This is a genomic window from Cryptosporangium sp. NPDC051539, assembly GCF_044454545.1.
Taxonomy (GTDB): domain Bacteria; phylum Actinomycetota; class Actinomycetes; order Mycobacteriales; family Cryptosporangiaceae; genus Cryptosporangium.
Map to the genome: position 1 here is coordinate 881,469 of NZ_JBITDV010000001.1, position 12,150 is coordinate 893,618.

Here is a 12,150-nt window from a genome sequence, read left to right on the forward strand (position 1 = left end):
CTGGTCCGCAATTCGGCGACGTTAACATCCGAGGAGTAAGTACGGCCACAGGCACTCAGGCGCGGGAGATCACGACCGAAAGCTCCGCGAAAGCGGCGAGCGAATGGCCGGCCACAAACGCGTCGACGTGCGGCAGCACGGCCTGGATCCCGACCTGGACCGGCTCGTAATTGGCCTTGCCGCGATGCGGGTTGACCCACACGACGTGGTGCGCGATCCGGTGCAGACGGGCCATCTGCTCGCCCAGCAGCGCCGCGTCGCCGCGCTCCCAGCCGTCGGAGAACACCACGACGACGGCACCGCGGGCCAGGCCGCGCCGGCCCCACCGGTCGAGGAACGCCTTCAGCGTCTCCCCCAGCCGGGTACCGCCGGACCAGTCCGGCACGGTCTGCCCGGCGGCGACGAGGGCCCGCTCGGCGTCGCGGGCCGCCAGTGCTCTCGTCAGCCGCGTCAGCCTGGTGCCGAGCGCGAACGTCTCCACCGGGCCACCGCCGGTGCCCAGGCGGTGCGCGAGGCGCAGCAGAGCGTCCGCATAGGCACTCATGGAGCCGGAGACGTCGACGAGCAGTACCACCGACCGGGCCCGGAGGGCACGGCGACGCCATTCGAGCGTCGCGGGCTCGCCCATGCGGCGCAGGGAACTCCGGAGGGTGCGGGGGGCGTCGAGCGTGCCGCGGTGCCAGGGCCGCATACGGCCGGACCGCCGCAGCGGCGGACGGACCTCGAGCGTGGCGAACATCGCGGCCAGGCGGGCCTTCTCGTTGGCGGTCAGCGTCGCGATGTCCCGCTGCCGGAGGACCTCGGTCTCGCTGGCCATCGCACGGACGATCTCCTCGTCACCGGCTTCGCCGGCGCCGCCGTGGTCCGATTCGGGGAGCGTCGACGTCGAGGTCGTGACCGACGGCGGGGCGGACGCCCGGCGGCGGGGCAGTCCGGCCGCGGGGTCGAAGTAGGCCTCGTAGACCTGGTCGTAGCGTTCGAGGTCGGCCGGGGAGGCGCAGAGCGTGGCCCGGCCGGCGTAGTACGCGGCGCGGGCGTCGGTGAGGCCGGCCAGGGCCGCGGCCTCGAGGTAGCCCTGGGCCCGGTCGTGGGTGACCGGAACGCCCGCGGCCCGCAGCGCGATCGTGAACCCGAGCAGGATCTCCTCGGCGCCTCGTTGCGGGGTGCTCGCGTCGGCGATGGCGGAGAGTTCGGTCATGGCGCGAGCAGGCGGTCCAGCGCGTGCCGCACCTTCTCGGCGTCCTCGCGGTACTTGACCAGCGCGCCGACGGTGGCCGCGGCCGACTCCAGGTCGAGCCGCGCGACGCCGAGCAGGTGCAGGGCCCGGGCCCAGTCGAGCGTTTCCGCCACTCCGGGGGGCTTCTGCAGGTCGACCGAGCGCAGCGCCTGGACGACGGTGACGACCTGGCGGTTGAGCTCGGCCGTGACCTCGGGGGCCCGGGAGCGCACGATCTCGATCTCGCGCTCCAGGCCGGGGTGGTCGATCCAGTGGTAGAGGCAGCGCCGCTTGAGCGCGTCGTGCAGCTCGCGGGTGCGGTTGGAGGTGAGCAGGACGATCGGCGGGACCGCGGCGGTGACCGTGCCGAACTCGGGGATGCTCACCTGGTAGGTGGAGAGGACCTCGAGGAGGAACGCCTCGAACTCGTCGTCGGCGCGGTCGATCTCGTCGACCAGGAGCACCGCGGGCGCCTGACGCAGAGCCGCCAGCACCGGGCGGGCGAGCAGGAACCGCTCGTCGTAGAGCGACTTCTCGGCCTGCTCGGCGTCGACGCCGCCGGAGGCCTCGAGGGCGCGCAGGTGCAGGATCTGGCGCGGGAAGTCCCAGTCGTAGAGTGCCTGCGTGGCGTCGATGCCCTCGTAGCACTGCAGGCGGATCAGCGGCAGCGCGAGCGTCTGGGCGATCGCCTCGGCGAGCGCGGTCTTGCCGGTGCCGGGCTCGCCCTCGAGCAGCAGCGGGCGCTTCAGCCCGAGCGCGAGGAACGTCACGGTGGCGAGGGCGTCGTCACACAGGTAGCCGGTCTCACCGAGGTGGGTGGCGATGTCGGCCGCGGATCGGAACTCCATTAGTCGAGGCTACGCATAGGCGCGTTGGTGCGCGGTTGGGCGGGTCGTCACCCGCCGGCGGCCGGGGCGCGCGGCGCGGACACCGGAGCGTCCTTCCGGTGCCGGCCCGGAGTCACCGTTCCTCGCCGGACGAGAACGCCTTGGCGAGCAGCGCGGCGACCGCGACGCCGACGACGGCGATGCCGACCTGGACGCCGAGCACGAGCCAGTCGTAGTGGTGGCCCCGGACGACGAGCGAGCCGCTGCTGTGCAGGTCCCAGCGATCGGACGCCCAGGTGCCGGCGACGGCGGCGCCCATCCCGATGAGGACGGTCAGGAGGAAGCCGATCGGCTGCCGGCCCGGCAGCAGTATCCGCGCGATGATGCCGATGACCGCGCCGAACAGAATCGCCGCGAGGTAGTCCTGAGCCTGCATCCGGATCGTCCTCCTCGAACTGTGGGTCTCCCGCAGTGTGCCGAGGCGATGCAATCCGGCCCGGCCCTCCGGTTCACCGCGCTCGCCCCGGGGGCGCTAGGCCGCATTGAGGCCGTTCGGCCCATTGCCGGCGCCCCGCCGGCCGGGGCGAACGGCCGAGGCCCGGTGCGGACCGGGCCGGAGCACGGTCCCCACCGGACGACGAGCTGACGGACTAGAGGCAGACCGCGGTGGCGATCACCTCCGGGGTGCTGGCCTGACCGAGGACCCGGGCGCGGTTCGCGTCGATGTCCAGCGCGGTGACGTACGGCGAGTCCGACCAGACCGAGCCACCGGTGACCTTCTTACCGGACGGGCAGGTCGCGGTGGTGGACCCACCCGTGTTCACCTGAACCTTGACCATCGAGGCCTCGAGGATGCCGATCGGCGCGCAGACCGTGTACGCGATGACGGTCCAGTTGCTGGCTCCCACGGTCGAGAATCCGGCCGCCGTCGTGCGGTTGCTGGAGGCCGGCCCGCCCTCGATGCTGGTGTTGAGTCCCACCAGGTTCCCGCCGCCGTCGATCCGGCCACCGGCACTGATCGTGTTCGTGCCCGAAGGGCAGGTCGAAATGGCGTTTCCGAAGTTGGGACCTTGCGGCTGACCCGCCTTCGAGACGATCGTCAAGCCGGTGATCGCCGGACTGCAGACGGCGATCGCCTGGAGTGACCAGTTGGCGGTCGTCCCGACGCTGTCCTCGACGGCGGCGACCGAGAAGTTGTCGGTGGAGGTGCCAGTGACCGGCTGCTCCCGGGTGAGGATCACGTGTCCCCCACCGCCGACGATCTTCACTCCGCCCCCGAGCACCCGGGGCTTGTCGGCCGGGCAGGTCGCGGTCGCGGTCCGGTCCGGCGCCGAATTCAGGACCGGGTTCGGACTCGGCACCACGACGGTGCCGGCGGGAATCGTCGCCGCCGAAGCGGGCGACGCCATCAGCACCGACGCGCCCAGGAGCGCGCCGATCAGAGCGACGACGAATCCCGCCCAGAGTGTTCCGGCCGTCTTCCGGCCGGAATCCGCAGTTGTCTTCATTGCATCTCCCCGTAGCGTCGCGGGCTCCCCAGGCGGGTGCGCCGGGCGTCGCGACATTGGTTGCATGTGCTATGCAACGGGAGAGGCGGCCACGCCTCTGCGTACTTTTACCGACAGTGGTCCACTGTCGACTTACCGTCAGCGGTGGCCACCTGGCCCAGCGCCGTGCTAGCCGTCCGGACGGCAGACGGCAGCAGACGGCGGCGGCGCGGCGCGCAGACCGCGTTCGGCGCTGGTTGTCCTGGCGAGTACAGCTAGTTGATGAGGTACCCGATCAACCCGACGAGATTGACCGCCACGATGATCCCCCAGCTGATGCCGAACGAGATCCACCCGATCTTGATCGCGACCCTCGCGAAATTGTCGCCGTCCTCGCCCGTGCGGGCGATCTGCTTGCGCGCCGAACGGCCCAGCAGCGCGCCGACGAATCCCAGCGTGCCCAGGCACCAGACCACCGACACGATCGACACCACCAACGCGACGATCGCCAGCGTGTTCTTGCGCGGCGGCGGCGCGTAGGGATAGCCCGGAGGCGGCTGATACGTCATCGCGACTGCCTATCACAGCACCGTGCCGCACACTCACTACGAGGCAAAGGAGCTGCCATGGCCGAGGTAAGAGTGACGGGCGGGGTCGTCCGGGGTGTGACCGAGGACGGCGTCGCCCGGTTCCTGGGGGTGCCCTACGCGGCGCCGCCGTTCGGGGCCAACCGCATGCGTCCGCCGGCGCCGGTGGTGCCGTGGAGCGGCACCCGCGACGCCTCGGCCTACGGCCCCACGGTCCCCAAGGGGGACTACCCCGATCAGTACGCGCCGTTGTTCGCCGAGGTCGTCATTCCGGGCGACGAGTGCCTGAACCTCAACGTCTGGACGCCGGAAGGCGCCGCGTCGTTACCGGTGCTGGTCTGGATCCACGGCGGTGCGTTCGTCAACGGTTCCGGCTCGGTGTCGGCCTACGACGGCAGCGCGTTCGCGCGCGACGGGGTCGTGTGCGTGACGATCAACTACCGCCTCGGGCCCGACGGGTCGTTGTTCACCGAAGGTGACCAGGGCACGGACAACGCGAACCTCGGCTTGCAGGATCAGGTCGCCGCGCTGCGCTGGGTCCGCGACAACATCGCCGCGTTCGGTGGCGACCCGTCGCGGGTGACGGTCGCCGGTGAGTCCGCCGGCGCGATGAGCGTGTCGACGTTGCTGGCCCTGCCGTCCGCCGACGGGCTGTTCGCCCAGGCCATCACCCAGTCGGGCGCGACCGCCCACACGCTGACGGCGGAGATCGGCCTGACCGTGGCCCGCTCGTTCGCCGAGCGGCTCGGCGTCGACGCGACCCGCGAGGCGATCGCCGCCGCCGACCTCGACCTGCTGGTCAAGACCGCCGAGGAGTTCCACAACGACGCCCAGGCCGTGCCCGACCCGGAGAAGTACGGTGCGCTCGCCGCCCGGGTCCTGGTGTTCGCGCCGGTGGTCGACGGGGTCGTCCTTCCGCGGCACCCGCTCGACGCGGTCGCCGGTGGCGCGTCCGGGAACGTCCGGATCCTGCTCGGGTCCAACCGGCAGGAGGCCCGCCTGTTCCTCGTCGCCCCCGGGGTCATCGACCTGATCGACGAAGCGGAGCTGACCGCCGGCTCGGCGGCGTACGGGCTGCCGCCGGACGGGCTGGAGACCTACCGCCGCAACCACCCGGGGGCCTCCCCCGGTGACCTGCTGGCGCAGGTCGTCAGCGACTGGTACTTCGGCGTGCCGGCCATCCGGCTGGCCGAGGCGCACGAGCGCGGCGGTGGCCGGACCTGGGCCTACGTCTTCGACCGGCCCCGGCCGGAGGAGAACCACGGCTTCGGGAGCGCGCACGCGGTCGAGATCCCGTACGCGTTCGACACGATCGACGATCCGTCGATCGCACCGCTGATCGGCCCGAACCCGTCCCGGGCGGTGGCCGACTCGACGCACGCGGTCTGGGTCCGGTTCGTCACCGACGGCGACCCGGGCTGGGCGCCCTACACCGCCGCCACCCGGACCACCGGGGTGCTCACCGAGACCGTGACCGTCGTCGACGACCCGCGCGGCGAGGAACGCGCCGTCTGGGACGGCCTCGTCTAGCGCAGCGCCGGCCGAGGGCTGCTCGACGGCCGATCAGCCCTCGCCCGCCGGCTGGCGCACCGAGAGCAGGATCTTCCCGGTCGCGCGCCGCTCGTCGAGCTCCGACAACGCCCGACCGGCCTCGGCCAGCGGAAACGTCCGCCCCAGCACCGGATCGAGCTTCCCGGCCGAGATCAGCGGCAACAGCTGCGCCCACTGCTCCTGCAGATACCCGGGCTGCGCGGTCCAGAACGCACCCCACCCGACGCCGACCACGCTGATGTTGTTCAGCAGCAGCCGGTTGACCTTGACCTGCGGGATCTCCCCGCCGGTGAACCCGACGACGAGCAGCCGGCCCTCGCGGGCGAGGCTGCGCAGCGAGTCGGTGAACCGGTCCCCGCCCACCGGGTCGACCACGAGGTCGACGCCCCGGCCGCCGGTCAGCTCCTTCACCGCGTCCTTGAACCCGTCCGCCGGCACGACGTCCTGCGCACCGGCCGCCTTCGCGGTGCCGGCCTTGTCGGAGGACGACACGACCGCGATCACCCGGGCCCCGAGCGCGGACGCGAGCTGCACCGCCGCCGTTCCGACGCCTCCGGCCGCGCCGTGCACCAGCACGGTCTCGCCCTCGCGCAGCCGGCCCCGGCGCACCAGCCCGAAGTGGACGGTCAGGTAGTTCATCGGCAGCGCGGCCCCGGCGGCGAACGACACCGAATCGGGCAGCGGGAACACCGACCCCGGATCCACGGCCACCACCTCGGCGAACCCACCGAGCCCGGGGAACGCGGCCACCCGCAGGCCCGCGGCGAACCCCGGACCCGACCGGACGACCCCGGCGACCTCCGACCCGGGCACGAACGGCAGCGGCGGCTTGAGCTGGTACTGACCCCGGCTCTGCAGCACCTCGGGGAACGTCACCCCGGCCACGTGGACGTCGATCACGACCGATCCGGCGTCCGGAGCGGGCTCGTCGATCGAGACCACCTCCAGCGCCGACGGACCGTCCAGGCGGGTGATCTGCACTGCGCGCACGCGAGCTCCTCAGCGTCGAAGTTACTGCTCAGTACCGAACCATCGCTCCAGCGGTCCGCGCAGGTCTTCCGGCGAATCACCGCTCCACGCCACCTGACCGTCCGGCCGGAGCAGCACCGCTGGGGCGTCCAGTTCCTCGCTGACGCCGGCCGCGTAGCCGACCCGATCGGCCCAGCCCGACACCGACAGCCGGCCGGTCCGATCCAGCAGCAAACCCCGCCCGTCGCGCATCCGCTCGTACAACCGCCCGTGTTCCAGCGGCAGATCCTTCAACCGCCGGCCGGTCAGCGGGTACCGGATCCCGATCGCGGTGACTTTCTCGACCAGGAACCGCGTGACGTCCTCGAAGTCCATCAGCTCCGACAGCAGCCTCCGCACCGCCGCCGGCCCCGGCCCGGGACCCAGCAGCTCGGCCTGCGCCCGCACGGTGCTCAGCACGTCGTCGGCCACCGGCCGCCGCTCGCTCTCGTACGTGTCCAGAAGCCCGGCCGGCGCCCATCCGGCCACCGCACCGGCCAGCTTCCAGCCCAGGTTGAACGCGTCCTGCAGGCCGAGATTGAGGCCCTGCCCGCCGATCGGCGGGTGCACGTGCGCCGCGTCGCCGGCCAGCAGCACGCGGCCGGCCCGGTAGCGCTCGGCCAGCCGGGTGGCGTTGCCGAACCGCGAGAGCCAGCGCGGCGAGTGCACCCCGAAGTCGGTTCCGGCGGCCAGCCGCAGCGCCTCCCGGAACTCCTCCAGCGTCGGCGGTGCGTCCGAGAGGCCCGGAGCCGGCACGGTCGCCCGGAACACCCCGTCGCCCACCGGACCGATGCCGAACATCCGATTGGTGCGGCGGACCTCGGCCATCACCGTCGCCACCGTCTCCGGTGGCACCCCGATCTCCACCTCGCCCAGCAGGTTCTCGGCCGTGGTGGCCTCGCCGGGAAACCCGATGCCGAGCAGCTTGCGCACGGTGCTGCGCCCGCCGTCGCACCCGACCAGGTACTTCGCGCGCAGCTCGGACCCGTCGGCCAGCGACGCGGTCACCCCGTCCGCGTCCTGCGCGAGCCCGGTCAGCACCGAGCCACGCCGGAGCGAGGCACCCACCGCCACCGCGTGCTCCTCCAGCAGCCGGTCGGTGATCGTCTGCGGAATTCCCAGCACGTACCCGTGCTCGGTGTCCATCCGGTCGGGCCACGGCTTGCTGATCCCGGCGAAGGACGCGCCGGTCCGGTGCACGGTGCCATGCGCGAGGAACGTCTCCAGCAGACCGCGCTGGTCGAGGATCTCGATGCTGCGCACGTGCAGGCCCAGCGACCGCACGAACGGCAGCCGCTCGGCCTCCCGCTCCAGTACCACCGTGTCCACGCCGTGCAGCCGCAACTCGGCCGCGAGCAGCAGGCCGGTCGGCCCGCCACCCACGACGATCACCTCCGTCATGCCGACGATGCTCGGTCCTCAACGACCATTTGGCCAATCGACCGACAGGTACTGCGTCTCGGTGAACTCCTCCAGGCCCACCCGGGCCCCCTCGCGGCCGATCCCGGACTGCTTCATCCCGCCGAACGGCGCCGACGGATCCGACACCAGCCCCCGGTTGACGCCGATCATCCCGGCCTCGAGCTCCTCGCCGATCCGCACCGCGCGGGCCAGATCCCCCGCGTACACGTACGCGGCCAGGCCCAGCTCGGAGGCGTTCGCGTCCCGCAGCATCGCGTCCTCGTCGGTCCAGGCGACGATCGGCGCCACCGGCCCGAAGATCTCCGTGCCGAGGATCTCGGTCGTTGGCACCGAGGCGGAATCCGGCAGCCGCAGCGCGGTCGGCGGGTAGAAGTACCCGTCCGAGGGCACCGGAGCCCGGTGGGTGATCCACGCTCCCGCGGCCACCGCCCTGTCCACCAGCCCGCCGACCGTCCCGACCGCCTTCGCCGAGATCAGCGGTCCGATGTCGGATCCCGCCGAGGCCGGCCCGACCGCCAGTGCCTCGAGGCGCGCGCCCAGCAGCGCGGTGAACCGCTCCACGACCTCCTGGTGGACGTAGAACCGGTTGGCCGCCGTGCAGGCCTGACCACCGCCGCGGAACTTCGCCACCATCGCGCCGTCGACCGCGGCCTCGAGGTCGGCGTCCTCGGTGACGACGAAGGGCGCGTTGCCGCCCAGCTCCATCGACGCGTTGACGATCCGGTCGGCGGCCCGGCGCAGCAGCAGCTGCCCGACCCGCGTCGAGCCGGTGAACGAGATCTTGCGCACGCGCGGATCGGCCAGCCAGGCCTCCACGACGCCGGCCGGGTCGGTCGTCGGCACCAGGTTCACGACACCGTCCGGAACTCCGGCCTCGGCCAGCAGGTCGAGCAGCGCGATCGCGGTCAGCGGTGTCTCGGCGGCCGGCTTGAGAACGACCGTGCAGCCGGCGGCCAGCGCCGGAGCGATCTTGCGCGCGGCCATCGCGGCCGGGAAGTTCCACGGCGTGACCAGCGCGGCCACTCCGACCGGCCGTTCGGTGACCAGCGTGCGGGTGCCGCCGGCCGGTGACGGGCCGTAGCTGCCGCCGCTGCGTGCGGCCTCCTCGGCGAACCAGCGGAAGAACTCGGCCGCGTAGACGACCTCTCCCCGGGCGTCGGCAAGCGACTTGCCGTTCTCGGCCGCGATCAGGCCGGCCAGCCGGTCGGCGTCGCGGACCATCAGCTCGAAGACGCGGCGCAGGACCTCCGAGCGGGTGCGGCCGGGCGTCCGGCGCCAGGGGTCGAACGCGGCCGCGGCGGCGTCCACCGCGGCGAGGGCGTCACGCCGGTCACCGTCCGCGACGGCGGCCAGGTGCGCACCGGTGGCCGGATCGTCGACGTCGAACAGCCCGGAGCCACCCTTGCGCCGTCGGCCGGCGATCACCACTCCGCGTTCGGGGTTCAGGCCCGACAGATCAGTCATGCTTCCAGCGTCGGCACCGCGGCCTATGCCGTCCAATGCCCAGTTCTGATGGGTGGCATGCCTCCGAGGCATGATGGTCCGGTGGACCTGCACACGCTGCGCTACCTGGTGGCCGTCGCCGATGCCGGGACGGTCTCCGCAGCGGCGGAGGTCGTCCGGGTCACCCAGCCGTCGCTCTCGCGGCAGTTGCGGGGGCTGGAGCGCGACCTCGGGGTGGCGCTCTTCGAGCGCGGCCACGGCCGGCTGACGCTCTCCCCGGCCGGCCGTCAGCTGCTGCCGCGGGTCCGCGACCTGCTCAGCCGGGCCGACGACCTGCGCACCGCCGCCGCGCTGGAGGCCCACGGCCGCCTCGAGCGGATCACGATCGCCGCGCCGACGACCACGCTCACCGACGTCGTCTCGCCGTTCCTGGCCACGCTCCGGCCCGACGACCCGGTCCCCGCCGTCTTCGAGTCCGACGCGCTGACCCCGGTGGACGCCCGGCGGCGCGGCGCCGACCTGGTGCTGACCACGGTGCGCCCACTCCCCCCGTTCCGCGTTCACTCGTTGCCGCCGCTGCCGGTGTTCGCGTACGTCCCGGCCGGGCACTCCTGGCACGGCCGGGACGTCGTCGCGCTGGCCGAACTGCTCGGCCAGGAGCTGATCAGCCTGCCGCCCGGTCACTCGGCCCGGCGGGCCCTCGACGCGGCGACGGTCATCGCCGGCGTCACGCCGACGCTGCTGGAGGCCAGCAACGGCACGGTCGCGCAGGCGCTCGCGGCGGCCGGTCGCGGTATCGCCGTGGTCTCCGACGACCCGCGTTTCGGTCTGGACCCGATCCGCATCGCGCTCGACGAGCGGGCTCGTCTGGAGGTGCGCCTGCACTGCGCCTGGGACAGCGCCCACCCGGCGGCGGCCATTCTGGAGGAAGTGGCCCGCCGCCTGGGCGATTTCGTGGTGGCGCGGTACGGCTAGCTGACCAGGTCGGCGATCGCCCGTTCGTTCTCGGAGTTGCGCCGGACCGCACCGAGCACGAACCCGAGGGCCAGCACCACGAACGGCGCCAGCACCAGCACCCAGCCGGTCGCCGACAGCGCGAACGACTTCAACGAGTCGTCGGCGTTCGCGCTCGTCCCGGCCAGCAGGCCGAACCGCGCCATGATCAGGTACGCCCCCAGCGCCAGCCCGACGATCGCGACGACCGGCGCCACCACGCTGGTGAGCACCCCCACCGACCCGGGCTCCCGCCGGAAGTGCACGATCACCGCGACCGACACCAGGATCTCCACCAGCACGATCGCCAGCACCGCCAGGCCGCTGAACCAGTAGAACAGCGTCAGCACCGGATCCTTGCCGGCCAGCGCGAAGATCGCGACGACCACGACGGAGATCACCGACGTCGAGACCGAACCGAACACCGGCGCGCCCCGGCGGTTCACCCGGTCGAGCGCGCGCGGCAACACGCCGGCCCGCCCCATCGAGAAGAAGTACCTCGACGCGCTGTTCTGGAACGCGAGCAGCCCCGCGAACAGGCTGCTGAGCACCAGCCAGCTCAGCAACGTCGACAGCCAGCCGCCGACGTACTGCTCGGCCACCGAGAACAGCACCGCGGCCGGGTCGGCCAGTGGCGTGCCCTGCACGGACGACAGTTCGGCGACCTTGTCGACGGCGTGTGCGCTGCCGACTCCGCTGACCACCGCCCACGAGGTCAGCGCGAACAGCAACGCGATCATCGCGACCGCGGTGTAGGTGGCCCGCGGGACGGCACGCTTGGGGTCGCGCGTCTCCTCGGCGTAGATCGCGGTGGCCTCGAACCCGATGTACGACGCGAACGCGAACGCCAGCGCGATGCCGGCCGAGCCACCGAACCCACCGGCGAAGATGTTCGACGGCGAGAACGACGCGCTGAACCCGAGCCCGTCCGGGCCACCGCCCTGGAACAGCACCACGACCGCGACCAGCAGGAGCGACAGCACCTCCAGCGTCATCAGGACGCCGAGCAGCTTCGCGCCGATGTCGACCTGCAGCAGTGACAGCGTCAGCACGATCGCCCACGCGAGCAGCGTCCACACCCACCAGGGCAGGTCGATCGAGAGATGGGCCTCGAGCTGCTCGTGGGCCACCGACCCGAAGAACCCGTAGATCGCCAGCTGCACCGCGAGGTAGGCCAGTAACGAGACGAACGCGGTCGCGACGCCGGGCACGAGGCCCAGGCCCCGGCCCACGAACGCGAAGAACGCGCCGGTGTTGGCGACCCGATGGCTCATCGCCGAGTAACCGACGCTGAACACCAGCAGCACCAGACCGGCGACGAGGTAGGCCCCCGGCGCGGCGGCCCCGTTGCCGAGCACGATCGCGACCGGCACCGCACCGGTCATTCCGACCAGGGGCGCGGCCGCCGCGACGACGAAGAACACGATCCCGGCGATGCCCAGCCGGTTGGGAGCGAGCTGCTCGTCGGCTCTGGGGACAGTCCGTTCGGCGGTCATGGCGCCTCCCGTAAATGTGACCTGGGCGACAAAAGATATTCGGACCCGAACGACTTGTCGAGCGCTCGTGATCGAATCGTTCGCGTCCGAACAGATTGCTCAGCCGCTTGACCACCCGAA

11 protein-coding genes are annotated in these 12,150 nt (G+C 72.3%); 2 read left to right on the top strand and 9 right to left on the bottom strand.

What is annotated here, in order from left to right; all coding sequences use genetic code 11:
- Window positions 1–55 precede the first annotated feature (55 nt).
- The 5 genes from ACIBZJ_RS04165 to ACIBZJ_RS04185 all read right to left on the bottom strand — a co-directional run bounded on the left by ACIBZJ_RS04165 (window position 56) and on the right by ACIBZJ_RS04185 (window position 4,099).
- Entirely contained in the window at window positions 56–1,198 is a 1,143-nt protein-coding gene (locus ACIBZJ_RS04165) for a VWA domain-containing protein (RefSeq protein WP_395925265.1), read from the bottom strand.
- Window positions 1,195–2,064: an AAA family ATPase gene (locus tag ACIBZJ_RS04170; protein ID WP_395925267.1), complete on the bottom strand. Its 870-nt coding sequence runs from the start codon at window positions 2,062–2,064 to the stop codon at window positions 1,195–1,197. The genes ACIBZJ_RS04165 and ACIBZJ_RS04170 overlap by 4 nt, the downstream gene beginning before the upstream one ends.
- A gap of 112 nt (window positions 2,065–2,176) precedes the next feature.
- Window positions 2,177–2,479: a GlsB/YeaQ/YmgE family stress response membrane protein gene (locus ACIBZJ_RS04175; protein ID WP_395925269.1), complete on the bottom strand. Its 303-nt coding sequence runs from the start codon at window positions 2,477–2,479 to the stop codon at window positions 2,177–2,179.
- 214 nt (window positions 2,480–2,693) lie between these two features.
- Entirely contained in the window at window positions 2,694–3,551 is an 858-nt protein-coding gene (locus tag ACIBZJ_RS04180; protein ID WP_395925271.1) for a hypothetical protein, read from the bottom strand.
- Between the two features lie 254 nt (window positions 3,552–3,805).
- Window positions 3,806–4,099 (bottom strand): DUF4190 domain-containing protein, encoded by a 294-nt coding sequence (locus ACIBZJ_RS04185; RefSeq protein ID WP_395925273.1) that lies wholly within the window; start codon window positions 4,097–4,099, stop codon window positions 3,806–3,808.
- Window positions 4,100–4,156: 57 nt separating this feature from the next.
- On the opposite strand from ACIBZJ_RS04185, the gene ACIBZJ_RS04190 reads away from it, so the two are divergent.
- Window positions 4,157–5,647, top strand: coding sequence for a carboxylesterase/lipase family protein (locus ACIBZJ_RS04190; protein WP_395925275.1), 1,491 nt, complete (start codon window positions 4,157–4,159; stop codon window positions 5,645–5,647).
- A 33-nt stretch (window positions 5,648–5,680) separates the two neighbouring features.
- Here ACIBZJ_RS04190 and ACIBZJ_RS04195 read toward each other — a convergent pair whose 3' ends face one another.
- The 3 genes from ACIBZJ_RS04195 to ACIBZJ_RS04205 are packed head-to-tail and all read right to left on the bottom strand — an operon-like array spanning window position 5,681 to window position 9,562.
- Window positions 5,681–6,658, bottom strand: a complete 978-nt coding sequence (locus ACIBZJ_RS04195) for an NADPH:quinone oxidoreductase family protein (protein ID WP_395925277.1) — start codon at window positions 6,656–6,658, stop codon at window positions 5,681–5,683.
- Between the two features lie 21 nt (window positions 6,659–6,679).
- On the bottom strand, window positions 6,680–8,077 hold the full coding sequence (locus tag ACIBZJ_RS04200; RefSeq protein ID WP_395925280.1) for an FAD-dependent monooxygenase: 1,398 nt from the start codon (window positions 8,075–8,077) through the stop codon (window positions 6,680–6,682).
- 18 nt (window positions 8,078–8,095) lie between these two features.
- Window positions 8,096–9,562, bottom strand: coding sequence for an NAD-dependent succinate-semialdehyde dehydrogenase (locus tag ACIBZJ_RS04205; protein WP_395925282.1), 1,467 nt, complete (start codon window positions 9,560–9,562; stop codon window positions 8,096–8,098).
- 81 nt (window positions 9,563–9,643) lie between these two features.
- Between ACIBZJ_RS04205 and ACIBZJ_RS04210 the strand changes: the two genes are divergently transcribed.
- The gene (locus ACIBZJ_RS04210) at window positions 9,644–10,516 is read left to right on the top strand and encodes a LysR family transcriptional regulator (RefSeq protein ID WP_395925284.1); all 873 of its coding nucleotides are present in this window, start codon (window positions 9,644–9,646) and stop codon (window positions 10,514–10,516) included.
- Here ACIBZJ_RS04210 and ACIBZJ_RS04215 read toward each other — a convergent pair.
- A complete protein-coding gene (locus ACIBZJ_RS04215; RefSeq protein ID WP_395925286.1) occupies window positions 10,513–12,030 on the bottom strand; it encodes an APC family permease in 1,518 nt (505 codons plus the stop codon). The genes ACIBZJ_RS04210 and ACIBZJ_RS04215 overlap by 4 nt on opposite strands.
- Between the last annotated feature and the right edge of the window lie 120 nt (window positions 12,031–12,150).